We start from the raw sequence: 23,499 nt of genomic DNA, 5'->3' as shown, positions 1-23,499 counted from the left end.
GTCACACCCCCAGTGCCGCCGTGACACGACGGAGCCCGTCGACACCCCGGTAGTGGTGGCCGGTCAGCCCGGCCACCCGGGCGGCGGCCACGTGGCCGGCGGTGTCGTCGACGAACAGACACCGGTCCGCTTCGGCACCGACGCTCCGGGCCGCGATCTCGAAGACCCGGTGTTCGGGCTTGGCGACTCCGACACGGGCGGTGTTGACCACCGCGTCGAAGGCATCGGCCAGGCCAAGGGCGGCGAGATCGGCCTCCAGCCGTGTGGTGGCGTTCGACACCAGGACCACGGGCACCCGGCCACGGACCTCGGTCAGGAGTTCCAGGACGGCGGTGTCGACGCGGCCGGTCGACGCCGACCAGTCGCCGACGAGGCGCTGGGCGCGGTCCGGGGAACCGCAGACCTCGGCGAGGTCGTCGGCGACCCGCCGCCGCCACTGCTCGTCGCTGATCCGCCCCGTGACGGCCGCGTCCAGAAGCGCGGGGCGGAAGGCGGCACGCGCGAGCGTGCCCTCCGCCAGTCCGGCCGCCCGGTCGAGCGCGGTCATCCCGTCGGGGTCCCACAGGCGCAGGACCCCGTCGAAGTCGCACAGCACGGCGTCGATCGGCGAATCGCTCATGCACCCGATCTTGTCAGACGGCCCCGAGCAGCGGATTCACCGGGCCGTCGGACGAAGAGGCGGGCGCCGCAACCGGGTTGTCACGGTGTCGAGACCTGGAAGCAGGCCACGTCGTACTGGGAGACGGAGTGGGGGTTGACGGAGTTCTGGGGCTGTTCGCCCGCGTAGTGGGTGCCGGCGGTGCCGTCGGGGTTGAAGGCGGAACCGGGGGCGGACTGGGACTGGCCGGGGCGGGTGGGCTGGTCTTCGCAGGACTGGTTGGGCTGGCCGGCGAAGGCGGGGGCCGCCGAGACTCCCGCGGCGCCCGCCAGGAGGACGGCGGAGGCCAGCGCGAGGGCCGTGCGCTTCAGGGGATTCATGATCACCCCTCCTTTCACGGAGTGCCGGGGCATCCGGTGCAGGGGTTCCTGTTCAGTGGTACGTGCGCCGCGCGGAAAGGGATTGCCCGTCGGCCGCCACTAGGCGGCGTCGGGCTGTTCCTGGGTCGCGCGGGCCGTGTCGGGGTGGGGGCGGCGGGTGCGTTCCGCCCAGGCGGCCACCGGCGGGCCCGCCGCGCCGACGGCCGCGAAGAAGGCGCCGAGGAGCAGCCAGCCCGTGTGTCCGAGGCCGAGGACGACGGTCGTGAGGACCACCGGGGCGACGGCCTGTCCGGCGGCGAAGCCGATGCCGAAGAAGCCCTGGTACTGGCCCTGGGCGTGGTCGGGGGCGAGGTCGAAGGCGAGCGTGTAGCCGCCGGAGGACTCCCAGACCTCTCCGAGGCTGTGGACGCAGACGGCGAGGACGGCGAGGACCGGCGCGACCCAGACCGGGACGTCCGCCGTGAGGGCCATCAGGGGGCAGCTGACCAGGAAGAGCAGCCCGGCGATGCGGAACGCCCGGCCGCCCTGGCGCGGTGTCTCCACGCGGGAGCCGATCCTGCTCTGGAGCAGGACGCACACCCCGCTGTTGACCGCGTAGACCGCCGCGACGGTCCAGTGGGGGGCGTCGGTGTGGGCGGAGAGCCAGATCGGCAGGAGCAGGGAGACGGTCTGGTACTGGAGGCCCATGGCGCCGTAGAGCGCGGTGAAGGTCACGTACGGCCGGTCCTTCAGGACGGCCCAGCGGTGGTGCTCCTCGGGCCGGGGCAGGGGCCGGTAGTTCGGGACGCCGAGGAGGGCGACCAGGGCGGCGCCGGCGAAGCTGGCGGCGTTGGCGAGGATGAGCACGGTGTACGCGGCGCGGGTGTCGACCGAGACGGCGAAGGCGGCGCCGAGGGTGCCCAGGACCACGCCGAGGTTCACGAACGTGCGGAGCCTCGCCCGGAACGCGGCGGGACGTTCGCCGCCGGCGCGGGCGACGAGCGCGCCGCCCGCCGCGCCGCCCGCCGTCGCCGCCAGCCGGTCGAGGGTGGCGACGAGCGTGAACGTGAACCAGCTGTCGATGAGGACGAACGCGGCCATGGTCACGGCCTGGACGACGAAGGCCGTCAGGCAGACCGTGCGGGGCCCGTACCGGTCGGCCAGGTTCCCGGCCGGGATCCCGGCGAGCAGTCCGACGAGCCCGGCGATCGTGAGGCCGAGGCCGACCTGCGCGGCGGGCAGGTGCACCACCAGCGTGAAGTAGAGCACCGAGGCGGTGTTGAACAGGCCGTTGCCCACCCGGCTGATGAAGCTCGAGACGATGAGGGCGCGCTGCGGACCGCTCGACCCCGTTAAGCCGGATGTGCCAGATATGCGGAACCCCGCGCGTTTCCCGATCATGCCGAGCAGGCTAACAGCGCCCTCCGCGCACCCCCGGACCGTCAGAGACGGGGCAACTGCCCGTCCATCAGCGCCCGCAGCCGCTCCGCGTCCTCGGGCGCGCGCAGCCCGCGCAGCGGCAGCACCTCCACGAGCAGGATGTTCGGGTCGCGGCTGAGCAGGACGAGGTGGTCGCGGGTCTCACGGTAGCCGCGGAAGACCGACCAGCGCTGGAGGAGCGTCACGTGCGCGGTCTCGGCCGTGATCCCCTGCTCGCCCACGGACGTGCGGTACTCGCCCTGCCAGGAGACCGTACGCAGCGCGTGGTGCGCCTGGAGGTGGGGCATCGCCCAGATCAGGACGGCACAGAACACGGCGAGTACGAACGACACGGCGGAGGCCTGCCGCGCCGCCAGGGACAGCAGGGCGGCCGCGCCGAAGAGCGCCGTGAAGCCCCACCGGACGAGGTGGAGGCGGCGGAGGCGCTCGCGCACCAGGATCCCGGCGAGGATGTCGGCCCGCGTGGGCCGGTAGGTCAGCTCGATCATGTCCACGTCCATGGGACGGGGATCGTAGCCGTACCGCCGCCCCGCCCTCACGGCCAGGGGGGCACGGTCCCTCAGCCCATCCTCACGACCAGGTGGGCGCGGTCCCTTCCGAGGGCCACCAGCCGGGCGTTGACCTCGTCGGAGTCGTGGACCCAGCGTTCGGCGTGGGCCCGGTCCTTGCCGAAGCGGACGTGCCGCTCGACGAGCCGGGGGACGCGGCGGCGGGCGTCCAGGTCGAGGTACCAGGCCTCGTCGAGCAGGGGCAGGACGCCGGCCCAGGCCCCCTCGTCGTGCAGCAGGTAGTTCCCCTCGGTGACGACGAGCGGCACCTCGGGCGCGACGGGGATCGCCCCGGCGACGGGCTCCTCCAGGGAGCGGTCGAAGGCCGGGGCGTAGACGGTGGTGCCGGGGACGGGGGTACGGAGCCGGACGAGGAGCGCGGTGTACCCGGCGGCGTCGAAGGTGTCCGGCGCGCCCTTCCTCCCGGCCCGCCCGAGGCGCTCCAGCTCGGCCTGCGCCAGATGGAACCCGTCCATCGGCACGAGCACGGCGAGCCCGTCGAGCCGGGCGACGAGCCGCGCGGCGAGCGTGGACTTCCCGGCGCCGGGCGCCCCGGCGAGCCCGAGGACCCGCCGCCGCCCGGGCGAGGCGAGTCCTCGCGCCCGGGCGGCGAGCCGGTCGAACTCCTGCGCGTCCATGCGGGGCATTGTCGCATCGGGGCCCCGCACCGGACGTTCAGCCGACGGGGGCCGACTGCACCAGGTGCGGGGTCGAGCGGTGCAGGCCCCGGCGGTCGTACAGGCGGGTGAAGACGAGGCCGAGGACGAGCGAGACGGCGAAGCCGATGCCGACCATGGTCCAGGCGCGGCCGAGTCCGGCGTCGGTCTGGGCCCCGAAGTAGAGGATGGACCGGACGCCGTCGACGACCTGCCGGAACGGTTCGAACTCGGCCAGGAAGCGGTAGAAGTCCGGAAGCGCCTGGATCGGGATGGTGGCGCCGGCCGACGGGATGGCCAGGCCGATCAGGACCAGCATGGAGACGATGGGGCCCGGGGTGCCGAAGACGGCGAGCAGGGCGAGCGCGGTGACGCCCATGGCGGCCGTGGCGCAGGTCCCGAAGAGCCACAGCATCGGCAGGTGGGAGGCGTCGATGCCGATGACGCCGACGGCCGCGGCCATGGCGAGCGCGGAGGTCAGCATCGACAGGACGACCATGAGCACCGAGCCGACCAGGAAGTGGTGCACCCGGCTGGCGTGCTGGAGGGGCTTGACGATGCGGAACGGCCCCTTGTCGTTGGCGACGTAGCCGAGTGCGGCGTCCAGCTGCATGTGGATGACGTTGGCGCCGAGCATGCCGCCGAGGACGAGGATGAGCGCGTAGAAGAAGGCGCTCAGACCGAGGCCGCTGTGCTGTCCGAGGGGGTGCCCCTCCTGGACGGAGACGTGGATGGGGTCGGCGATCGTCAACTGCGCGGCGGCGGCGCCGGGCGTGGCGGGGGTGGCCTGCGCGGGGGCGGAGTGTCCGGCTGCGGTGTGCGCGGCGGCGGCCTGCGCCTTGGCGGCCTGCTCCGCCTGCTGCGCGGCCGCCTGCCCCAGCTGCTTGCCCACTTCCGCGGAGGTGTGCGCGACGACCCCGCGGTTGATCTCGGTGGCCATGGCGGAGCCGAAGCTTCCCGCGGCCGGGTTGGTGAGGACCGTCATGGTCGGCGGGTGCGGCGTGCGCTGCGCGGGCCCGGCGAGCGCGGCCACGGAGGCGGAGAAGTCGTCGGGGATGACGAGGGCGCCGAACACCTTGCCGCGGGCGAGCAGGTCGTCGGCGGTGCGGCGGTCGACCTGCTTCCAGTCGACCTTCTCCTTGAGGTCGGCCGCTCCGGTGACCTTCGCGGTGATCTGCGCGCCCAGGTCGATCCGCTTGCCGGCGACCTGGACGCCCTTGTCCGCGTTGACCAGGGCGATCGGCAGGTCCTTCGTGTAGCCGACCGGGTCGTTGTTGGCGCCCAGGTAGAGCAGCGACAGGACGAACGACAGCAGGCCGAGGATCACCGCCGACGGCAGCCACACGCCGCGCCGGCTCAGCAGCCCGCGTGCGCTCACGCGCAGCGGGTGGGGGGATTCGGACATGGCAGGGGCTCCCGCTTCGATGGAGTGTCGTCGCAGCTCGACGACACATTAGAAACCTTAACTTTCCAGCTAGAGAGTGGCACTATCTAACGGAGGTGTCCATCTGAGCCCCTGCGAGACTGCTCACACACGGAACTGCTTCGAGCGAGAGTGCCCATGAAGATCTCTGACCTGAGCCGTCTGTCCGGAACGCCGGTCGGAACGATCAAGTACTACCTGCGGGAAGGCCTGCTGCCGCCCGGCCGCCCGCTCGGGGCCACGCTGACCCTGTACGGCGACGAGCACGTCCAGCGCCTGCGCCTGATCCGCGCCCTGACCTCCCGCGGCGGCCTGTCCATCGCCGCCACCCGCGACGTCCTCGCGGCGATCGACGAGCCGCTCGACCCGCTCGCCACGCTCGGCGTCGTGCACTACGCGCTGCCGACGCCCGTCGACGCCGCCGAGACGGACGCGGTGGAGGAGCAGGCGCCCCGGGTCGACGAGCTCGTACGCGCCATGGGCTGGGACGTCTCCGCGGACTCCCCGCACCGCCGCGCACTCGCCGCGAGCCTCATGGACCTCAGCCGCCTCGGCGTCGAGTACGGCACCGAGGACCTGCTCCCGTACGCCGAGCTGGCCGCGGCCGCCGCGAAGCTCGACGTCGACCGGGTCGAGGAGCTCGACGACGCCGAGGACCGGCTCAGGCTCGCCGAGCACGCCGCCATCGTCGTCCTCCTGCTGGAACCGGTCCTGGCCCTGCTGCGTCGTATGGCGCAGGAGAACGAGACCCGCCGCCGGGCCGCGTGGGCGCGCACGCCCGGGAAGACCGCCGCGAACCCGTCGGCCGCCCCGCACTGACGGCCCCGCGCCGCGCGGGACCGCCCCCACGGACCGCCCTCGGAGCGCCCTCGCCGACGCGCCCGCGCCGCGCGGGCGGACCCTCGCCGACGCGCCCGCGCCGCGCGGGGCCGACCCCTCGGGCCGACCCTCCCCCACCCCTCCCCCGGACCCTCGTTCGCACCCTCCCCCCGCAAGGGTCGTCCCGGCCACGACGCGGGTCGAGGCGAATAGATTCCACCGGTTCCGCGCATTACGTTGGGGTAATGCCGTCCATCGCACTCGTCACTCTCGTCGTCCGTGACTACGACGAGGCCATCGCCTTCTACACCGACGCCCTCGGCTTCGAGCTCGTCGAGGACACCGACCGGGGCGACGGAAGCCGCTGGGTCGTCGTCCGCCCGCGCGGCGCGGCCGGCGTCGGCGGCCTCGGGAACACCGGACTGCTCCTGGCCCGCGCGAAGAACGAGGAGCAGGAGGCCTCGGTCGGCAACCAGACGGGCGGCCGGGTCGGCTTCTTCCTGCACACCGAGGACTTCGCCGGCGACCACGAGCGCATGACGGCGGCGGGCGTGAAGTTCCTGGAGGAGCCGCGCCACGAGCCGTACGGCTCGGTCGCCGTCTTCGAGGACCTCTACGGCAACCGCTGGGACCTCCTCCAGCCCGCGGCCTGAAGAACCGCAGCCTGAAAAACCGCTGTCGCCCGCTCCCCCCGGCTCCCTACACTCGCGGCACGGCGCACCGACCGGTGTGCCGTGCCGCGAGTGTCCACCGAGGAGAGCCGACCGTGCGTACGCGCCGCTTCGACGTGATCCTCGCCTCTCGCTCCGGCCGGTGGCGGCTGCGCGCCCGCCATCGCCGACCCGTGACGTGACCTGACCGTCCCGGGAATCGCGCTGCCCGTTCCTCTCCACGCAGCAGCGAAAGGCACCACCATGCGTACCCACAGCGTCCGCAACCTCGGCATCCTCGCCCACGTCGACGCCGGCAAGACCACCGTCACCGAGCGCGTCCTCTACCTCACCGGCGCCACCCACAAGCGCGGCGAGGTCCACGACGGCACGACCGTCACGGACTTCGACCCGCAGGAGCGGGACCGGGGCATCACGATCTTCGCGGCGGCCGTCAGCTGCGACTGGGCGGACCACCGGATCAACCTGATCGACACGCCCGGTCACGTCGACTTCTCCGACGAGGTCGAGCGCTCGCTGCGCGTCCTCGACGGCGCCGTCGCCGTCTTCGACGCCGTCGCGGGCGTCGAGCCGCAGAGCGAGACCGTGTGGCGCCAGGCCGACCGCCACGGCGTCCCGAGGATCGCGTTCGTCAACAAGCTGGACCGCGCGGGCGCGGAGCTCGACGGCGCCGTCGAGTCGATCCGCACCCGCCTCGGCACGGTCCCGCTCCCCGTCCAGCTCCCCATCGGCCGCGAGGGCGGCTTCACGGGCGTCGTGGACCTGGTCGGGATGCGGGCGTACGTGTGGGCCGACGGCGCCGACACGTACACCGGGCGGGAAGTCCCCCACGAACTCCGGGAGGAGGCCCTGCGCCGCCGCCACCGCCTGGTGGAGACGGTCGCGGAGCTGCACCCCGGCGCCCTGGAGGAGTTCTACGCACACGACACCCTCTCCGAGGAGACCCTGACGGCCGCCCTCCGCGACCTCACCCTCTCCGGGGACGCCGTGGTCGTGCTGTGCGGCTCGGCGTACCGCAACCGTGGCATCGAGCCGCTGCTCGACGCCGTCGTCGCGTACCTCCCGGCCCCGTCGGACATGCCGCCGGTGCGCGGCGAGGTCCCGGCGGACCCGCAAGCCCCGTTCACCGCGCTCGCCTTCAAGGTGAACGCGACCGCCACCGGCCGCATGACCTACCTCCGCGTCTACGCGGGCACGCTCAGGAAGGGGGACACCGTGCTCGACGCCACCACCACCCGCACCGAACGGATCGCCCGCATCCTCCGCGTCCAGGCCGACCGCGCGACCGAGGTGGACGAGGCGCGCGCCGGCGACATCGTCGCCGTCGTCGGCCCGAAGTCCGCCCGCGCCGGAGCGACCCTGTGCGCCCCGGACGCGCCGCTCGTCCTCGAACCCCCGACGACCGCCGACCCGGTCGTCTCGGTCGCCGTCGAGGCCCGCCGCAGCACGGACACGGGCCGCCTCGCGACGGCCCTCGCCCGGATGACGGAGGAGGACCCGTCACTGGTGGTGCGCTCGGATCCGGAGACGGGCCAGACGGTCCTGTCCGGCCTCGGCGAACTCCACCTGGAGGTCGCGGTGGAGAAGCTCCGGCGCGACCGTGACCTCGAGGTCACGGTCGGCCGCCCCCAGGTCGCGTACCGGGAAACGGTCACGAAGGGCGTCACCGGCCTCCTCTACCGCCATGTCAAACAGGACGGCGGAGCAGGCCAGTTCGCCCACGTGGTCATCGACATCGAACCCACGACCGACGGAGAGGAGTTCACCTTCGTGTCCACCGTCACGGGCGGCCGCGTCCCGCAGGAGTACATCCGCGCGGTCGAGGCCGGCTGCCGGGACGCCCTCGTCGAGGGCCCCCTAGGCGGCCACCCGGTCACGGGCGTCCGCGTCACGCTCACGGACGGCGCCACCCATCCGAAGGACTCCTCGGAGATGGCGTTCCGCACAGCGGGCCGCTTCGCCCTGCGCGAGGCGCTCCGCGCGAGCGTCATGACCCTCCTGGAGCCGGTGGCCGAGGTGACGGTCACCGTCCCCGCCGAGTCCGTCGGCTCCGTCCTCGGCGACCTCGCGGCCCGCCGCGGCCGGGTCACGGACTCCACGACCCGCTCCGGCACGGCCGTGGTCTCGGCGACGGTCCCGCTGGCCGAACTCTTCGGCTACGCGTCCCGCCTCCGCGGCCGCACCCAGGGCCGGGGCACCTTCACCACCCGTCCCGCGGGGTACGCCCCGGCGCCGTAGGACCGTCCGAAGGCCGCCGCCGGGCCCGCACGAGCAGTGCGGGCCCGGCGGTGGCCGGTCAGCGTTCGAGCAGGGCGATGCGGATCGCCCGCTCGACGTGGGCGGCGGTGTTGGCGTGCCCTGCGGCGTTGGGGTGGACCAGGGTGACGCGCTTGCCGATGACACCGCAGTTCAGCAGCGTGCCGGGGAGCTTGGCGGGCCAGTAGTCCTCGGCGTCGCCGCAGATCCCCTCCACCCACTTGGTGTCCGCGGGCTGGCAGGCGTCGTGGCCCACGCTGGAGGAGTAGACGTCGACGTAGCGGTCGCCGAAGAAGTTCGTGACCCGCTGGATCGTGCTGTTCAGCGGCTCGAGGACGTCGTCACGGAGCCAGTCGACGTCGGCGTGGGTGACGGAACCGAGCTCCGTGAGGGACGCGCGGTTGCAGGAGCTGCCCTCCTCCGGCAGGACGGCCGGGTAGCCGACCGTGATCACCTTGGCGTTGGGCGCGGCCTGGTGCACCAGGGCCAGCATCTCGACGTACTCGTCCTGGACCCGGGCGAGCTTGTCCTGGATGCCCTCCTCGCCCTCGGGCGGGTTGGTGTAGTACTCGCGGCAGGACTTGCCGACCAGGCCCCGTTCGAGGCACTTGAGGAGCATCCCGCCGAAGGGCAGGCTGTTGCCGCCGACACCGATGGTGACGACGTCGGTCGAGTCGTCGAGCTTCGCCCGCGTGATCTGCGGGTCCACCGCGGGCCAGCCGCCTTCGGGGGCCTGGACCGGGCTGATCGGCGTCTGCTTGGTCTTGGCGATGTCGGCGATGGTGGCGGCACCGCAGCTGACGTCGGTCAGGTGGACGGGCCTACCCGGCGGGAACTCGGCGAGCTCCCGGTCGACCAGGTCGGGGTAGGAGTTGGTGGTGCGGTCGCAGCCGTCGCGCGACGCGTCGCCCAGCGCGGGCCGCGGATCCCCGACGAAGACACCGGCGGTGTACGAGTCACCCAGCGCGGCCCATTCGTACTGATCGGCCGCACCGGCGGAGCCGGCGGGCGCGAGTGTGGCCGCGGCCAGCACGAGCCCGACGGCCAGGGCTCGCGTGCGCAGGCGGGAGACAGGGTGTCGCATGGATCCTCCAGGATGGGCGGAAGACGCCCGGGACCGGAACGTGGCACCGGGCGGAGGCACCTCGCCCAAGATCATCCATACCGTCGACCCGCCCCTTCGACCATTCGGGCTTACCGCCCCCGATCGAGCTAAATGATCAGATCTTTCGTGTCGGCGAGAGCGCCGGCTCACCGCCGGGCGAGGTCGAGCTCGGCCCGTACGGTCTTCCCGACCGGCACGCGGTCGAGCACCTCCCACCGCGAAGCCAGCGCCTCGACGAGCAACAGCCCCCGCCCACCCTCGTCGAGCGCGGCGAGCTCGGCGACGAGCAGCCCGGTGGTGTCGGAGGTCTCGGAGCCGTACGGGAGCCGCCAGCGGTCGAGTTGATGGAGAGCCAGCCGACGGGCGAGGCGGGCGCCGCGTGGAGTTGAGCTGAATCGCTGGGTGAACACACGTACGGTAACCGCGTGTTCGCGGGTCACGGGGGAGGTCATGGGGCCAATGTGGCGCCGCCCGGGGCCGGTTACCAGGTCAGAAACCCGTACGCTGCGCAGCGTACGGGTTCACGCTCTGGACTGTACCGGTGACTATCGGTGAGCCTTGTTCCGTTCAGCGCGAGCACACGGGTGCGGGAGGTGGCGGGGTGACGGACGAGGTCCCGAAGGGAAGCGAACCGGAGACGTCGGAGAGCCTGAGGGCTTTCGGGGAAGTGGTCAAGGCCTTCCGCAAACGGGCGGGCCTGACACAGGAACAGTTCGCCCCGATGGTGGGCTACTCGGTTCCGATGATCGCCTCGATCGAACAGGGGCGGCGTCTGCCCTCGAAGGGGTTCGTGGACCAGGCGGAGGAGGTGCTGGACGCGTTCGGGGTGATCCGGGCGGCGGCGAAGCATCTGACGCGCAAGGCGGGGCTCGCGAAGTGGTTCGAGGCGTGGGCGGAGCTGGAGCCGCTGGCGGTGACGCTGTACACCTACGAGCCTCGACTTGCGCCAGGGCTACTCCAGACAACCCCATACGCCCGGACGCTCTTCGAAAAGCAGCTCCCGGCGATGAGCGACGACAAAATCGAGTCGAACCTCGTCGCGCGTATGGAGCGGACGCGCATCCTCACCGAGCGCCCGGAGACGATCTTCAGCTTCATCATCGAGGAGCACGCGCTGCGCCGCCAGGTGGCCACCCCGGAGGTCATGCGCGAGCAGATCGACCACATCATCGAACTCAGCGAACGGCGCAACATCGACATCCAGATCATGCCGCTATCGCGCGGGCACCACGCGGGGCTCGACGGCCCCTTGTGTCTCCTGGAGACCGAGGAGAACACCTGGTACGCGTACAGCGAAGGCCAGGGCACCGGCCAGCTCACCTCCGACCCCAAAGAGGTCAGCATCTTCCAGCAGCGATATGCCAGGATGCGGGCACAGGCCCTGTCCGTAGAGGCGACCGTGGGCCTGTTGCGGGAGATCCGAGGAGCACTATGAGCACGACTGAACTGGCCTGGTTCAAGAGCAGCTACAGCACCGGCGACGGCGGCAACTGCGTCGAAGTCGCCCTCTCCTGGCACAAGTCCAGCTACAGCGGCGGCAGCGGCGACAACTGCGTCGAGGTCGCCTCCTGCCCCACCACCGTCCACGTCCGCGACTCCAAGCGCCCCACCGGCCCCCAGCTCGCCCTCTCCCCCGCCACCTGGACGGAGTTCCTCGGCCGGCTGGCCTGACGTCCTCCGCGCAGTCGCACCGGGCGGCCGCCGGTCCAGGCGAGCCGTCCGGTGCGCGAACGCGTGTGCCAGGATGCGTGTACCTGCCCGTCAACGGGCTTGTCGCCGCCGACACGAGGAGCGATCTCGATGAGCAGCACCCCCGCCGGTTACCTCTCCGAGCTGTTCTCGCTCGAAGGGCGTACGGCCCTTGTGACGGGCGGCAGTTCGGGGATCGGCAAGGCCATCGCCGGGGCTCTGGCGCGGGCGGGGGCGAGCGTGGTGGTCATGGCCCGCAAGGAGGCGGAGCTCGTCGCGACCGTCGACGAGCTGACGGCCGCCGGCTGCCGGGCGGCGTGGGTGAGCGCGGACCTGAGCACGCGGGAGGGCATCAAGGCCGGGGCGGAGGCGGCGACGGCCGTCTTCGGGGAGCCGGACATCCTGGTGAACTCGGCCGGGATCAACCTGCGTCCGGCGTTCGGGGAGCTGGGCGAGGAGGTGTGGGACACGACGATGACGGTGAACCTGGAGGCGCCGTTCCTGCTCGGTCAGCGGTTCGGTCCGGGGATGGCCGAGCGGGGCTTCGGGCGGATCATCCACATCACGTCTCAGCAGGCGCACCGCGCGTTCGTGCAGAGCGGGGCGTACGGGGTGTCCAAGGGGGCCCTGGAGTCGCTGGCCCGCTCGCAGGCCGAGGCCTGGTCGCCGTACGGGGTCACCGCCAACACCCTGGTGCCCGGCTTCGTGATGACCCCGCTCAACCAGCGTCTCTCCTCCGACCCGGAGAAGGTCGCGGCCCTGGCCGCCCGCACGATGGTCGGGCGCAACGGCCTGGCCGGGGACTTCGCGGGTGCGGCCGTCTTCCTGGCGAGCGCCTCCTCGGCGTACGTCACGGGTCAGTCCCTGTTCGTGGACGGCGGCTTCTCCGTCCACTGAGGGCCCCTGCCGGATCAGGCGTAGAAGTCCTCCGCGTCCTGCATGGGAAACGCGTAGAGGTCGATCATCGCCTCGTACTTGCCGGTGCCCATGTAGTAGTTGCCGGTGTGGTGCATGCAGAAGAACCGGCTCCGCTCGTCCATGACGATCACCTCCCCCTCCGAGGAGTCCCAGCCCACGGGGAAGAGACGCACGCCCAGGTTGCGGCTCAGCTCCGCGATCTCCTCGGAGGTGCCGCCCCAGACGACGCGCGGCGTGAAGTGCAGGTACTCCTCGCGGCGCGCGTCGATGGTCAGGCGGAGCCCCTCGTGCTCGGTGAGGAAGGCGGTGGCGGCGGCGAACGGCTCGACCGGAAACCCGTCGTTCCGGGTCTCCTCGACGACCTCCGCCATGCGTGCCGCGGCCTGCTCGGCGACGTTCCGCCCGGGGAACCAGCCGTGTTCGGCGAACCAGGCGTCGACGTCCGCGGGGACCTTGGGACGAGGCATGGGGGCGCTCCCGGGTCGGGGTCTTCGGGCAAGGCTCCCACACCCGGGGGCGGTGTCAGCCGCGGTTGATCGTCTCGCAGGTGTTCGTGACCGTGTCCAGGGCCGCGAGGTCCGCCGTGACGGTGTCGTTGCCGCCCTCGCACTCGACGCGGTCGTAACCGCCGTTGCGGCTGATGATGGTGTCGTTGCCGGCGAGGCCGCGGAAGGTGGCCTGGGTGGGGCGGGTCGGCCAGCCGTCGGGGTCCGTCAGGTGGTCGTCGGCCGTACCGCCGACGAGGATGTCCCGGCCGGGGCCTCCGTCGAAGTCGACGGGGATGTTGAGGTCCGCCCCGGCCGCGAGCCGGTCGTCCCCGTCTCCGCCGTCGGCGTGGATGCCGGTGATGCCGGCGATCTCCCCGCAGGTCGCCGTCTGCGGGCTGGTCTGGGTGCAGCCGGGGCCCGCCGTGATCCCGCCCGGGTCGGAGACCCGCAGGAGCGGGGCCGTGGCGACGTAGAAGGTGACCCGGTTGGCCGCACCCGCCACCGGCACGAACGTGACGGTCCCACCGGAGCGGCTGACCGTACCGGTGCCCGAGACGGGGTCGGGGCCGGGGCACGCCACGGCGGGGGTCGCGGACAGCAGGGGGATGGCCAGTGCTGCGGCCAGCGCGGGCATGACGACGCCACGGCGCCCACGGTCGGTACACAAGCGCATTCCTGACTCCTATCCAGATGTCCGAGATCTCCTGAAATGCACTCTTGATGGGCCGTCGGGGGATGTCAAACGCAGGCGGGCCATGTGACGGCCCGCCATTCGCGCGCCGCCGAGCACGGACACATGTCCGTCAGACCGTCGCGAACCGTCCCGCCGAGGAGCCAGGACCCTCCGGGACCGAGCATCAGGAGCCGGTCGCGCCCGGCGAGGGGGCCGGCGGCGAACGGCTCGATCGGGAACCCGGCGTTCCGGGTCTCCTCGACCGCCTCCCGCCACGAACACCGCGGCCCGCTCGGCCACGCCGCGTCCGGGAAACCAGCCGTGCTCGCCGAACCAGGCGTCGACGTCCGCGGGAGTCCGGGGCGGGGCATGCGCGGCTCCTGAGCTGCGCGGGCCGTGACGCCCCTCCTGTCCCTTCACGGACGACAACCCCGCGGAGGGCACACTCCACCGGGCAGATTCGGCCACATGCGCCCCCGGCGCCCCTACAATTTTCGGTCATTGTCGCCCGATCCCCTGGCGGTGCCCGCGTGGACCACTTGAATGGCCTCACTCGTGTGCGGAGAACAATCGGGGGTGCACATGGATCCACTGACCGCCATCGCGGCCGCGGGCGTCGCGCTCGTCGTCAAGGGCGCTCTTGAGGCCACCGGCCAGGAGGCCGGCCGCAGCGGCTGGAACGGCGGCGCCCGGCTCGTGGAGCGGATCAGGGCGCGGTTCCGCGGGGACACGGAGGCCGAGGCCGCGCTGGAGCGTGTCACCGAGGCGCCGGACGACGAGTCCCGGCAGCAGGTCCTGGAGCGGATGCTCGCGGCCCACATGCTGCGGGACCGGCAGTTCGAGGACGACCTGCGGCGCATCGTCGACGAGGCCGTGGCCGCCGGTGGGCACGGCGGTGCGCAGGTCAGCGCCGCCCTGATCAAGAACGCCCAGGTCTTCAACGAGAAGGTCGAGATCAAGGGCGACTGGAACGTCTCCTGACGGTGTGACCGGCGACGGCGGCGACGGGCGCCACCCGGTCATGCCGTCGTGCCGTCTCCCGTCGTACCGCCATCCCTCCCGGAAGTCCGTGTGCCATGAGTGAGGAAGCCACCGCCCCGTCCGGCGGGGCGAAGCCGGGCCCCGAGCCCTCCCCGAAGCCCCCCGCCTCCTCCCCCGCCCCCGAGGCCGGGAAGGCCGCGCCGGAGGACGAGCGACGGAGCGACGGACCGGAACAGGACGGTCCTGTCAGCGAGTCCGACGCACTGCGCTCCCTCGCCGAGGGCAGCGGGACCGACGACCCCGAACGTTCCGAGGCGCAGCGCGCGGGCGCCATCGCGGACCTGATCGCCCAGCGCCTCAGCGCCGACGCCTCCGGCACCCGGATCGGCACCCTGGCCCTCTTCAACGACACGGTCAGCTTCGGTGGCGGCTTCCACACGGACGGCGGGCGGGGCGCCCCCCGCCGCGGCGGCGGCTCCGTGTCGGCGCTCACCTCCGCCGAACTGACCGACCACACCGAGCTGTTCGTTCCGCCGGAGGGCTACGACTCCGCGCTCGCCACCCTCTGCGAGCGGCGGCTCCTGGTCCTCACCGGCCGTTCCGGCAGCGGCCGCGAGGCCGCCGCGGTCAACCTGCTCGCCGAGGCCCTCGTCCTGAGCGGGGCCGAGGGCGGTGGGATCTGCCACCGCCTCCTCGACCCCGCCGCCGTACTCACGCCCGGCTGGGAACCGCCGGTCAGGAACAGCGGCTACCTGGCCCTCGTCGAGGACGGGCCCGCCGGCGCGCGGGACTTCACGGCACTCCCGCGACACCTGCACGCCGTCGTGGCCGCCCTGCGCGCCCACGGCTGTCACCTGGTGCTCACCGGTGGCCAGGACCTCGCCGTCGCCGTGCGCGGCGACGGCGGCGAGTCCGTCCCGGAGCACGTCCTCACGCCCGTCGACCCGCTGGCCGTCCTCGAACGGCGGGTGCTCGGACACGGCGCCGCGCCGGAGGCCCGTACGAGACTGCATGCCGAGCTCGCCTCCGGCGGGGTCGTCGACACCCTGCGGGAGATGCCCGCCGCCCGGCACGCCGCCCGCCTGGCCGCCGACATCGCCGCCGGACGGGACGTGCCCGCCGCCGCGGCCGCGCTGCGCGACCCCAGCGACCAGGTCAGGGCCTGGTTCGACCGGCACCGGAACCCCGAGGCCGTGGCCTTCGCGCTCGCCGCGGCCGTCCTGGAGGACAGCGGATACCTCACCGTCGCCGAAGCCGCCGTCAGGCTCCGGGCCACCCTCGCGACACCCGAACCGGCACCGCCCGACGTCCGGTTCAGGGACCGGCTCGGCGACGAGCAGCAGTGGATCCGCCTCGACGCCGACGGCTTCGGCCCGCCCCGGGTCCGCTTCCGCGGCGCGATGCTGGGGCAGGCCGTCCTCGCATACGCCTGGACCCGTCTCGACGGCTGGCGCGAGCCGCTGCTCGCCTGGCTGCGCCGGCTCCTCGACCACAGCGACCTGGAGGTCCGCGCCCGGGCCGCCATCGCCGCCGGGGTGCTCGTCTGGGCCGACCACCACTACGCGGTGCACCGCTTCCTCACCGCCTGGGCCGCCGAGACGTCCTGGCCGCTGCGCCAGGCCGCCGCGACCGCGCTCGGCGTGGCCGGCAGCCGGGGCGAATCGGCCGAGGCCGTCTGGGAACTGCTGCACGGCTGGGCACGCGGCGGAAGCTCGGCGCGGCAGCGGCGGCTCGCCGGGACCGCCGCCAACGCGGCGGGCGGGCTCCTCGGCCGTGCGGCGCCCGAGCGTGCCGTGGCCGTGCTGCACGACGCCCTGGACCGCGACGACGACTGGGGCACCCTCCCCTCCGTGGCCTGGGGAGGGGTCCACCTCCTCCACCAGGGGCAGGCGGGGCCGCTCCTCGACGCCTACCTGGAGTGGTCCGAACCGCAGGACCTCTCCCCCATGGTCGTGAAGTCGCTCTCCGCCTTCCTCTTCGCCACGAGCCGGCCGTACGAAGGAGGAGTCGACGGCCCCGTGGACGGTGTGCCGGGGGTGCCTCTCCTGCTGAGCGGACTGCCCGCGCACCGACGCGCCGTCGGAGAGCTGTGGGCTCGGTGCCTCGCGCGCCGCCCGATGCAGGACACGGCCCTCCTCGCGCTGCGCGACTGGATCGACGTGTACGCCGACGAAGGCCGTCCGGGCACGCTCGACGCCCTGGGCGGTCTGCTCCGCGACATCGCCCACAAGCCCGGCTCGCACCGCGAACGGCTCGCGTGGTGGCTGAACAAGTGGGCGCACGACCGCGATCGCCCCTCCCGCAACGCGGCCCTGCTCCACCGCCGCCTGACGGCGCCGGCCTGACCCGAACGACGACCTCGAAGCTTCCGAGAAGGGAGGAGGAGCCCGTGGAACAGCAGACCTACGACCCGGTGCTGTCCAGTGAGGAGCTGCCCAAGTGGCGGCTGACGAAACCGGTGCGGCCGCCCGAGCCGGGGCGTGCGCTCGTCCTCGTCAGGGACAGCGGCTCCTCCCTGACGATCCGCAGCGGCGAGGAGATCCCGTCCTCGCGCTTCGGCGCGTACAGCGGGATGTTCACCGTCGACATGACCGAGCACCGGCTCGTCCTCGACATCCCCCTGCTCAGCCGCGACCCCGTGTTCTCGTTCCGCAGCCGCGTCGATCTGGTGTGCCGGGTCGCCGACCCGGCACAGGTCGTCTCGCGCGGCATCCGGGACATGAGCGGAGCCCTCCTCGGCTATCTGCGCAGGACGCTCCGCGAGGTGGCCCGCGACTACGACATCGCCGAGTTCCACCAGGCCGAACGGGCGCTGAACGCGACACTGGCCGGCTTCAGCGGCGACGACGCGATCCGGCTCCGGAACGTGCAGGTCGAACTCCTCGTCGACGAGGACGAGATCGCCACCAGCGGACGCGAGTACCGGGACGTCGTACGGGAGTCCCGGCTCGCCGGCATGCGCCGCGCACGCCACCTCGACATGATCCGCGAGGAGGGCCTCGACGGTCTCATCGCCGAGATCATGGAGAAGGAGGGGGCCCGGGCCGCGCTGACCTGGATCGAGAAGAACGAGGCCGAGAAGCGCGAGGTGAAGCGCGAGATCATGCGCCTCGTCCTGGAGCGCGGCGACGCCGACCGGGAACCCTTCGAGCAGGCCGAGCTGGAGCGCACCGTCCTGGAGGAGGTGCTGCGCGAGAGCGACGGCCTCTTCGACGGCGCCGCCCGGCGAGGGCGCCTGCGCGGCTCCCTCGCCCGCACCCCGGACCCGGCTCCGGCGCTCGGACCGGCCCCGGAGGACGACCGCGCGGAGCCCCGCCGGCCCCTGCGCGGCGAAGTGCTGCGGGAGGAGGGCCCTCGGGGCGGCCGGGGAGCGGGGGCGTACGGCTCCGGCCCCCGTGGCGCCGGGCGCTCGGGGCCACCGGAGGACGAACCCCTGCCGGACACCCGATCGGCCACGGACGGGGGTCGCGCCGGAGCGGGGTCCGTCCCTCCCGCGCGCCCCGCCCCGACGCCCGAAGGTCCGTCCGCCACCCCTCCCGCGGACCGGCCGGCACCCCGGGTGAGCAGGGTGAAGGGCACCACCAAGCGGGACACCCCTCGCCGCCCCGGACCCGACAGGGAGCGTTGATGCCAGAGCACGAGCACAGGGCACGGTACGCCGTCGGCAGACACCGCGCGGAGAGGGGGCCGCACGCAGCGGCGCCCTCTGGGCCACCCGTACCCTCCGAACACGGGGAACCGGGCGGCGCCCCGGCGGCGCCGGACACCGCGCCCGGAGTCGCCCTCGCCCCGGGGCAGGCTCCGACGGCCTCGAAGGGATCACCGGGCGTCCCGTCGATGCCGGGCCGGGAACCGGATCCGGTCTCCCCTCCCCGGCCCCGCCAGATGGTCTGGTCGACCCCCGGGGGCCTCCAGGGCGTCCACGCGCTCTCCGTGTGGACCGAGCAGGTGCACGGTCTCGGCGAGGACGCCGAGCCGTTGGTCGCACATCACTGGGATACCCAGCAGGGCATGATCGCCGTGTTCGACGGCTCCGGCGGCGCGGGCGCCACCCCCGCCTGGCAGGGGCCGGACGGCGGCTGGCGCACCGGGGCCTGGGTCGCGTCCCGGGTCGCCCGCCTGGCCACCGAATGCTGGTTCCGCGAGGTGGCCGGGAACACCGAGGATGCCGTTCCGAGGGTGCTGCACGGCTATCTGAACTGGTTCCTGGCCAACGCACCGCAGCGACCCAGCAAGATCGGCGGCACCATGCGCCGTCAGCTGCCCACCACCCTCGCGGGCGTGTACTACCGTCTCCGCGAGCAGGAAGCCGCCGTCGAGCTGCGCCCGCTGTGGGCAGGGGACTCCCGGGCGTACGTCCTCTCGCCCGAGAGCGGTCTGCACGTCCTCACCCGCGACCACACCCGCGAGAGCGACGCACTCGAACTGCTGCGCACGGACCCGCCCATGACCAACGTGGTGTGCGCGGACCGCGAGTTCACCGTCGACACGCAGTACATCGCCTCGTTCGCGCTTCCCTGCGTCCTGGTCGCGGCCACGGACGGCTACTTCGGCTATGTGCACACCCCCGCGGACTTCGAGTACCTGCTCCTGAGCACCCTGCGCCGCGCCAACGACGAGTACGAGTGGGGCGATCTGCTGCGCCGCGAAGTGGTGGCGTACACCGGGGACGACACCTCGCTCGCCCTGCTGGCCATCGGCCACCAGAGCTTCGAGCACATGCGCGCCCTCTACGAGCGGCGCTTCGCCGACCTCACCGAACGGCACCTGCGGGGCCGGCCCCGGATCCTCGACCGGACCGCCCGGCCCGGCACCGGGAGCGAGGCGGCGGGAGACCCGGAGGACCGGCGCGAGACGCACGCCCGCGTCCGCGCCTGGCAGGACCAGAGCTGGCAGAGCTACCGCGCCGGATACGAGACCTATCTGCCGCCCGCATCCGAGGAGTACCGATGAAGAAGGGCGACACGATCGCGGGCTACCGCATCGTCACCGACCCCACCAACGCCGATGGCGGCAAGTGCATCTGGGCGTTCGCGGAGAAGGACGGGGGACAGTACTTCATCAAGCAGTTCCTCGAACCCAAGCGCCCGCGCGACGACGCCGCCGATTCGAAGAGCGTACGGATCCGCCGCGAAGTCGCCCAGGAGTTCGAGCAGAGGCACCGCAAGATCATGAAGCGGCTGCGCCCGGACACGCTCGGCGGGGGCAATCTCGTGCTCGCCACCGACTTCTTCCACGAGGGCAGCACCTACTACAAGGTCACGGAAAAGATCGACACCTCCAGCCTGGAGCGGCCCCAGACCCTGGAACCCCGGCCGAAGATGGTGCTGCTCAAGACGCTCGGATCGAGCCTCAAGCAGCTCCATGAGACCGGCACCGTGCACGGCGACCTGAAGCCGTCCAACGTGCTGGTCCAGAAGAGGGAGGGAGCGGCTTTCCACTCCGCGCGGCTGATCGACTTCGACGACTCCTACGATTCCGGCGTCCCCCCGAGGCCGGAGGCCATCTCGGGCGACTTCGTCTACGGCGCCCCGGAGTGGCGGCGCTACCTCCAGGACAATGGATCGGCCGGCCCCGGGGACCTCACCTGCGCCGTCGACATCTTCGCGCTCGGCCTCATGACCCATGAGTACGTGGTGGGCGAACTCCCCAAGCGCGACCCGGGGTTCGAGTTTCCCGCCGATGCCGTGAACGCCGGGGAGGAGCTCCGGTTCGATCCGCGCCTCTCCGACGAACTGCTGGCCCTGCTGCGCCGCATGACGGCAGCCGACCCACGGGCCCGTCCGGACATCTCGGCCTTCCTCGCGGCACTCTCCGACCCCGCCGTGTGCACGCTCCAGCACCGCCGGCCGGGGACGACCGCTCCCCACGTCCCGGAGGCGAGGCCCGCGCCCGGCCCCGCGTCCGGCGAGCGCCGCCCGAGTCGCGTCCGTTCCACCTTCGGGCGCCGCGAGGGGACCGCGGAGACCCCTCCGCGCGCGGCAGAGCCCACATCTCCCCCCGCGGCGGCCGGAGAACCGGCACCGGCGCCCTCCCCGCCGCCGGGCACGTCCCGCGTCCGCATCAACCTCGGCGGTCGCCGCGGCGACCGCCGCACCCCCTGACAAGGAGAGCCACCCATGAACGACGCCCTCGGGCAGTACCAGGGCAATCTGCAGTACGCCGTCGACATCGCCCTGTGCATCGACGCGACCGGCAGCATGCACCCCGTGCTCGGCGCGGTGAAGTCCAGCGCCCTCCAGTTCCACCAGCGCCTGGACGACGTGATGGCCAAGAAGGGCAAGTCCATCAGCCAGCTGCGGCTGAAGGTCATCGCCTTCCGTGACTTCGGCGACGACCCCTCGGACGCCATCGAGGAGACCGACTTCCTCCACCTTCCCGCGCAGGCGGAGGAGTTCGAGCAGTTCGTCAGCGGGATCGACGCCGGAGGCGGTGGCGACATCCCCGAGTCCGGCCTCGAAGCCCTCGCGCTGGCGGTCAACTCCCCCTGGGAGACCGGACTCGACCGCAGGCGCCATGTCATCGTGATGTTCACGGACGCCCCCGCGCACGCCCTCGGCACGGTCGGCGCGGACGCCGCCACGTACCCGACGCACATCCCCCGCACCATGGACGACCTCTTCGAACAGTGGGGCTACACCCGCAGCCAGACCTCGGTCATGGAGCAGTCCGCCAAGCGGCTCGTGCTCTTCGCGCCGGACGAGGCCCCCTGGTCCGACCCGATCGCCGAGGAATGGGACCTCACCCTGCACTTCGCCTCCAAGGCGGGAGAGGGCCTGGAGGAGTTCGAGATGGACGAGATCATCGAGACGATCGCGAACAGCCTGTGAGTCTGGAGTGGGACGGTTTCCGCCTCGCTCTGGGACCTGAGGGACTGCAGTTCGCCTGGGCCGGCAGCGGGTTCTTCGAGGCGGGCGTGACGTACTGCGTCTCCACCTCCCTCCGTCGTCCCGAGCCGCCGGCCGAGCACCACCGGCTCGTCTTCCGGTTCCGCTTCCCCGGCACCGCCCCGGGGGGCGAGTCGGCCGTGATCCACGTGGATGTGCCCCCGGGCGCGGTGGAGCAGGCCGAGCGCTTCCAGAACCTGCTCTGGCAGGAGTACTCCGTCATGGTCGAGCCCGACACGGAGACGGAGCCCGGGGCCGAGGTGGAACCCGGGGCCGAGGCGGAGCCCGAAGGGGACACGGAGGCGGCGGCCGAGGCCGAGGAGACCCCGGACACGGACGCCGACGCGGGGGCGGCGCAGGAGGAGGCCTCGGCCCCGGCCGAACTGGGGCGCATCCCGGACACCCACGCGTGGATCATCAGCCCGGCCCAGGAGAGGTCGGAAGAACTCTTCCAGGACGTGATGGCACGCCTGGCCAACAGCGACCATTAGGAACCAGGAGGGACACGGGAGTGGCGGGGGCCAGATGGAGATGCAAGGACTGCGGCAGCAACACCGGGCCGGGAGAGACACCGTGCGTCAACTGCGGATCGACCCGCAAGGACCCGATCGCGCCGCCCGCCGCCCCGTCGCGCCCGGCGGCGAAACGCCCGTCCCCCGCCCGCCCGTCCGGCGACTGGCAGTGCCGGACGTGCCGCGCCACCAACCCGGCACGACGGCTCGACTGTGTCGGCTGCGGCAAGAGCTGGAAGACGAGCGGCGCCTCCGCGCCCAAGAAGACCGCCCCGGAGAAGACGACGCCGACGACCCCGAGGACGACGGCGAAGAAGACCACGACCGCGAAGGCCGCACCGCCGCGGACGACACCTCCCCGGACGACGCCTCCGAAGAAGGCGGCCCCCAGGAAGACGGCCCCGCCGCGCACCGGCACCACGGACGGATCCACCGTCCGGCCGACGGGCGTCTTCTACCCGCCCCCGTCCACCACCGGCTACACCGCGCCCCGGGCGACGCCCCCTCCCTCGGACACCCCTCCCCCGCGGTACATCCCGCCCGCCTACACCCCGCCACCGTACCGACCACCGGCGAGGAAGAGGTCGAAGGGCTGTCTGTACGGCTTCCTCGGTGTCGTCGGCGCGCTCGTGCTGCTGGGGATCGTGCAGAAGGTGGTCATCGGCTCCCTCGACTCCGGCGGCGCGACCGACGCGACGCCTTCGCCGAGCGCCGACGGTACCGGCACCGCGTGCCCGTCCCGCATCGCGTCCGCGCTGCCGAGCGGTGAGGGCTCCACCCTGGTCGAGGCCTTCCGTACGGAGGACCACCGGATCACCCTCTGCCGCACGGCGGCGGGAAGGCTGTATTACTACGGCGAGTTCAGGGACCAGCGCGAAGCGGGCATCGCCATGCCGGCGAAGAAGACGAGCGACGGGTACGAGGCGAACAACGGCCCGTACCGCTACGTGATCAACGGGAGCACCGTCTCCATCTACAAGTCCGGGGCCCGAATCGGCCGCGAGGGGCTCACCCCGGAACCGAATCCGAGCTGAGCCCCCCGCACCCGTCGTAGCAGCCCCTACTCCTGCGGCTCCAGCCGCAGCGAGATCGAGTTGATGCAGTACCGCTGGTCCGTCGGGGTCGGGTAGCCCTCGCCCTCGAAGACGTGGCCCAGGTGGGAGCCGCAGCGGGCGCAGCGGACCTCGGTGCGGATCATGCCGTGGGAGGTGTCCGCGACCAGCTCGACGGCGGAGCTGTCCTTCGGGTCGAAGAAGGACGGCCATCCGCAGTGCGACTCGAACTTCTCGTTCGACGTGAAGAGCTCCGCCCCGCAGGCGCGGCAGGAGTAGACGCCCTTCGTCTTCGTGTCGGTGTACTCACCGCGGAAGGCGGGTTCCGTGCCGGCCAGCCGGAGCACCTGGTACTCCGACGGGGTCAGCTGCGCCTGCCACTCCTCGTCCGGCTTCTCGACCTCGTACGCCATCGTTCGTCCAC

The 23,499-nt window shown here is 72.6% G+C and carries 25 protein-coding genes; 14 read left to right on the top strand and 11 right to left on the bottom strand.

The annotated features are described in order from the left end of the window. Position 1 precedes the first annotated feature (1 nt). From ACFYUS_RS31355 to ACFYUS_RS31330, 6 genes are all read right to left on the bottom strand, one after another. Entirely contained in the window at positions 2 to 619 is a 618-nt protein-coding gene (locus ACFYUS_RS31355; protein ID WP_388859624.1) for an HAD family hydrolase, read from the bottom strand. An 80-nt stretch (positions 620 to 699) separates the two neighbouring features. Continuing rightward, positions 700 to 978 (bottom strand): hypothetical protein, encoded by a 279-nt coding sequence (locus tag ACFYUS_RS31350; RefSeq protein ID WP_388859621.1) that lies wholly within the window; start codon positions 976 to 978, stop codon positions 700 to 702. Positions 979 to 1,077: 99 nt separating this feature from the next. Continuing rightward, entirely contained in the window at positions 1,078 to 2,358 is a 1,281-nt protein-coding gene (locus tag ACFYUS_RS31345) for an MFS transporter (RefSeq protein WP_388859618.1), read from the bottom strand. Positions 2,359 to 2,399: 41 nt separating this feature from the next. Next, a complete protein-coding gene (locus tag ACFYUS_RS31340; RefSeq protein WP_388859615.1) occupies positions 2,400 to 2,897 on the bottom strand; it encodes a YcxB family protein in 498 nt (165 codons plus the stop codon). A 59-nt stretch (positions 2,898 to 2,956) separates the two neighbouring features. After that, positions 2,957 to 3,592: a nucleoside/nucleotide kinase family protein gene (locus ACFYUS_RS31335; RefSeq protein ID WP_388859612.1), complete on the bottom strand. Its 636-nt coding sequence runs from the start codon at positions 3,590 to 3,592 to the stop codon at positions 2,957 to 2,959. Between the two features lie 28 nt (positions 3,593 to 3,620). Next, positions 3,621 to 5,006, bottom strand: coding sequence for a YhgE/Pip domain-containing protein (locus ACFYUS_RS31330; RefSeq protein WP_388859609.1), 1,386 nt, complete (start codon positions 5,004 to 5,006; stop codon positions 3,621 to 3,623). A 156-nt stretch (positions 5,007 to 5,162) separates the two neighbouring features. Here ACFYUS_RS31330 and ACFYUS_RS31325 point away from each other — a divergent pair, with 156 nt between their 5' ends. The 3 genes from ACFYUS_RS31325 (at position 5,163) to fusA (ending at position 8,752) form a co-directional block, all read left to right on the top strand. Beyond that, positions 5,163 to 5,843: a MerR family transcriptional regulator gene (locus ACFYUS_RS31325; protein WP_388859606.1), complete on the top strand. Its 681-nt coding sequence runs from the start codon at positions 5,163 to 5,165 to the stop codon at positions 5,841 to 5,843. Positions 5,844 to 6,088: 245 nt separating this feature from the next. Further along, positions 6,089 to 6,496: a VOC family protein gene (locus ACFYUS_RS31320; protein WP_388859603.1), complete on the top strand. Its 408-nt coding sequence runs from the start codon at positions 6,089 to 6,091 to the stop codon at positions 6,494 to 6,496. A 261-nt stretch (positions 6,497 to 6,757) separates the two neighbouring features. Beyond that, positions 6,758 to 8,752 (top strand): elongation factor G, encoded by a 1,995-nt coding sequence (fusA, locus tag ACFYUS_RS31315; protein ID WP_388859600.1) that lies wholly within the window; start codon positions 6,758 to 6,760, stop codon positions 8,750 to 8,752. 58 nt (positions 8,753 to 8,810) lie between these two features. On the opposite strand, the gene ACFYUS_RS31310 is transcribed toward fusA, so the two are convergent. Further along, complete coding sequence (locus ACFYUS_RS31310; RefSeq protein WP_388859597.1) at positions 8,811 to 9,854, bottom strand: SGNH/GDSL hydrolase family protein; 1,044 nt, start codon at positions 9,852 to 9,854, stop codon at positions 8,811 to 8,813. 167 nt (positions 9,855 to 10,021) lie between these two features. Continuing rightward, positions 10,022 to 10,327: a hypothetical protein gene (locus ACFYUS_RS31305; protein WP_388859594.1), complete on the bottom strand. Its 306-nt coding sequence runs from the start codon at positions 10,325 to 10,327 to the stop codon at positions 10,022 to 10,024. A 149-nt stretch (positions 10,328 to 10,476) separates the two neighbouring features. On the opposite strand from ACFYUS_RS31305, the gene ACFYUS_RS31300 reads away from it, so the two are divergent. The 3 genes from ACFYUS_RS31300 to ACFYUS_RS31290 all read left to right on the top strand — a co-directional run bounded on the left by ACFYUS_RS31300 (position 10,477) and on the right by ACFYUS_RS31290 (position 12,461). Next, on the top strand, positions 10,477 to 11,310 hold the full coding sequence (locus tag ACFYUS_RS31300) for a Scr1 family TA system antitoxin-like transcriptional regulator (protein WP_388859591.1): 834 nt from the start codon (positions 10,477 to 10,479) through the stop codon (positions 11,308 to 11,310). Next, positions 11,307 to 11,546: a DUF397 domain-containing protein gene (locus tag ACFYUS_RS31295; RefSeq protein ID WP_388859588.1), complete on the top strand. Its 240-nt coding sequence runs from the start codon at positions 11,307 to 11,309 to the stop codon at positions 11,544 to 11,546. Before ACFYUS_RS31300 ends, ACFYUS_RS31295 begins: the two co-directional genes overlap by 4 nt. 129 nt (positions 11,547 to 11,675) lie before the next feature. Then, entirely contained in the window at positions 11,676 to 12,461 is a 786-nt protein-coding gene (locus ACFYUS_RS31290; RefSeq protein ID WP_388859585.1) for an SDR family NAD(P)-dependent oxidoreductase, read from the top strand. A gap of 14 nt (positions 12,462 to 12,475) precedes the next feature. Here ACFYUS_RS31290 and ACFYUS_RS31285 read toward each other — a convergent pair whose 3' ends face one another. Further along, complete coding sequence (locus tag ACFYUS_RS31285) at positions 12,476 to 12,949, bottom strand: SUKH-3 domain-containing protein (protein ID WP_388859582.1); 474 nt, start codon at positions 12,947 to 12,949, stop codon at positions 12,476 to 12,478. A 55-nt stretch (positions 12,950 to 13,004) separates the two neighbouring features. After that, positions 13,005 to 13,637, bottom strand: coding sequence for a hypothetical protein (locus ACFYUS_RS31280; protein WP_388859579.1), 633 nt, complete (start codon positions 13,635 to 13,637; stop codon positions 13,005 to 13,007). Between the two features lie 588 nt (positions 13,638 to 14,225). On the opposite strand from ACFYUS_RS31280, the gene ACFYUS_RS31275 reads away from it, so the two are divergent. The 8 genes from ACFYUS_RS31275 to ACFYUS_RS31240 all read left to right on the top strand — a co-directional run bounded on the left by ACFYUS_RS31275 (position 14,226) and on the right by ACFYUS_RS31240 (position 23,057). Next, entirely contained in the window at positions 14,226 to 14,624 is a 399-nt protein-coding gene (locus ACFYUS_RS31275) for a hypothetical protein (RefSeq protein WP_388859576.1), read from the top strand. Positions 14,625 to 14,719: 95 nt separating this feature from the next. Continuing rightward, positions 14,720 to 16,969 (top strand): hypothetical protein, encoded by a 2,250-nt coding sequence (locus ACFYUS_RS31270; RefSeq protein ID WP_388859573.1) that lies wholly within the window; start codon positions 14,720 to 14,722, stop codon positions 16,967 to 16,969. A 44-nt stretch (positions 16,970 to 17,013) separates the two neighbouring features. Beyond that, positions 17,014 to 18,252 carry a hypothetical protein gene (locus ACFYUS_RS31265; RefSeq protein ID WP_388859570.1) on the top strand — a complete coding sequence of 413 codons (1,239 nt, stop codon included), beginning with the start codon at positions 17,014 to 17,016 and terminating at the stop codon, positions 18,250 to 18,252. Between the two features lie 209 nt (positions 18,253 to 18,461). Then, entirely contained in the window at positions 18,462 to 19,577 is a 1,116-nt protein-coding gene (locus ACFYUS_RS31260) for a serine/threonine protein phosphatase (RefSeq protein ID WP_388859567.1), read from the top strand. Then, the gene (locus ACFYUS_RS31255) at positions 19,574 to 20,728 is read left to right on the top strand and encodes a protein kinase (RefSeq protein WP_388859563.1); all 1,155 of its coding nucleotides are present in this window, start codon (positions 19,574 to 19,576) and stop codon (positions 20,726 to 20,728) included. Before ACFYUS_RS31260 ends, ACFYUS_RS31255 begins: the two co-directional genes overlap by 4 nt. 15 nt (positions 20,729 to 20,743) lie before the next feature. Then, positions 20,744 to 21,454: a vWA domain-containing protein gene (locus tag ACFYUS_RS31250; RefSeq protein ID WP_388859560.1), complete on the top strand. Its 711-nt coding sequence runs from the start codon at positions 20,744 to 20,746 to the stop codon at positions 21,452 to 21,454. Beyond that, on the top strand, positions 21,451 to 22,002 hold the full coding sequence (locus tag ACFYUS_RS31245) for a hypothetical protein (RefSeq protein ID WP_388859557.1): 552 nt from the start codon (positions 21,451 to 21,453) through the stop codon (positions 22,000 to 22,002). The genes ACFYUS_RS31250 and ACFYUS_RS31245 overlap by 4 nt, the downstream gene beginning before the upstream one ends. Positions 22,003 to 22,022: 20 nt before the next feature. Beyond that, complete coding sequence (locus ACFYUS_RS31240) at positions 22,023 to 23,057, top strand: hypothetical protein (RefSeq protein ID WP_388859554.1); 1,035 nt, start codon at positions 22,023 to 22,025, stop codon at positions 23,055 to 23,057. 26 nt (positions 23,058 to 23,083) lie between these two features. Here ACFYUS_RS31240 and msrB read toward each other — a convergent pair whose 3' ends face one another. Beyond that, a complete protein-coding gene (gene msrB, locus ACFYUS_RS31235) occupies positions 23,084 to 23,488 on the bottom strand; it encodes a peptide-methionine (R)-S-oxide reductase MsrB (RefSeq protein WP_388859551.1) in 405 nt (134 codons plus the stop codon). Positions 23,489 to 23,499: the final 11 nt, after the last annotated feature.

The sequence above is a fragment of the Streptomyces sp. NPDC004284 genome, assembly GCF_042874035.1.
Classification (GTDB): Bacteria; Actinomycetota; Actinomycetes; order Streptomycetales; family Streptomycetaceae; genus Streptomyces.
This window is presented reverse-complemented; position numbering and strand designations above follow the sequence as displayed.

Coding starts and splice junctions, on each gene's coding strand:
- ACFYUS_RS31355 (WP_388859624.1), bottom strand. CDS start 619: ATGAGCGATTCGCCGATCGACGCCGTGCTGTGCGACTTCGACGGGGTC.
- ACFYUS_RS31350 (WP_388859621.1), bottom strand. CDS start 978: ATGAATCCCCTGAAGCGCACGGCCCTCGCGCTGGCCTCCGCCGTCCTC.
- ACFYUS_RS31345 (WP_388859618.1), bottom strand. CDS start 2,358: ATGATCGGGAAACGCGCGGGGTTCCGCATATCTGGCACATCCGGCTTA.
- ACFYUS_RS31340 (WP_388859615.1), bottom strand. CDS start 2,897: ATGGACGTGGACATGATCGAGCTGACCTACCGGCCCACGCGGGCCGAC.
- ACFYUS_RS31335 (WP_388859612.1), bottom strand. CDS start 3,592: ATGCCCCGCATGGACGCGCAGGAGTTCGACCGGCTCGCCGCCCGGGCG.
- ACFYUS_RS31330 (WP_388859609.1), bottom strand. CDS start 5,006: ATGTCCGAATCCCCCCACCCGCTGCGCGTGAGCGCACGCGGGCTGCTG.
- ACFYUS_RS31325 (WP_388859606.1), top strand. CDS start 5,163: ATGAAGATCTCTGACCTGAGCCGTCTGTCCGGAACGCCGGTCGGAACG.
- ACFYUS_RS31320 (WP_388859603.1), top strand. CDS start 6,089: ATGCCGTCCATCGCACTCGTCACTCTCGTCGTCCGTGACTACGACGAG.
- fusA (WP_388859600.1), top strand. CDS start 6,758: ATGCGTACCCACAGCGTCCGCAACCTCGGCATCCTCGCCCACGTCGAC.
- ACFYUS_RS31310 (WP_388859597.1), bottom strand. CDS start 9,854: ATGCGACACCCTGTCTCCCGCCTGCGCACGCGAGCCCTGGCCGTCGGG.
- ACFYUS_RS31305 (WP_388859594.1), bottom strand. CDS start 10,327: ATGACCTCCCCCGTGACCCGCGAACACGCGGTTACCGTACGTGTGTTC.
- ACFYUS_RS31295 (WP_388859588.1), top strand. CDS start 11,307: ATGAGCACGACTGAACTGGCCTGGTTCAAGAGCAGCTACAGCACCGGC.
- ACFYUS_RS31290 (WP_388859585.1), top strand. CDS start 11,676: ATGAGCAGCACCCCCGCCGGTTACCTCTCCGAGCTGTTCTCGCTCGAA.
- ACFYUS_RS31285 (WP_388859582.1), bottom strand. CDS start 12,949: ATGCCTCGTCCCAAGGTCCCCGCGGACGTCGACGCCTGGTTCGCCGAA.
- ACFYUS_RS31275 (WP_388859576.1), top strand. CDS start 14,226: ATGGATCCACTGACCGCCATCGCGGCCGCGGGCGTCGCGCTCGTCGTC.
- ACFYUS_RS31270 (WP_388859573.1), top strand. CDS start 14,720: ATGAGTGAGGAAGCCACCGCCCCGTCCGGCGGGGCGAAGCCGGGCCCC.
- ACFYUS_RS31260 (WP_388859567.1), top strand. CDS start 18,462: ATGCCGGGCCGGGAACCGGATCCGGTCTCCCCTCCCCGGCCCCGCCAG.
- ACFYUS_RS31255 (WP_388859563.1), top strand. CDS start 19,574: ATGAAGAAGGGCGACACGATCGCGGGCTACCGCATCGTCACCGACCCC.
- ACFYUS_RS31250 (WP_388859560.1), top strand. CDS start 20,744: ATGAACGACGCCCTCGGGCAGTACCAGGGCAATCTGCAGTACGCCGTC.
- msrB (WP_388859551.1), bottom strand. CDS start 23,488: ATGGCGTACGAGGTCGAGAAGCCGGACGAGGAGTGGCAGGCGCAGCTG.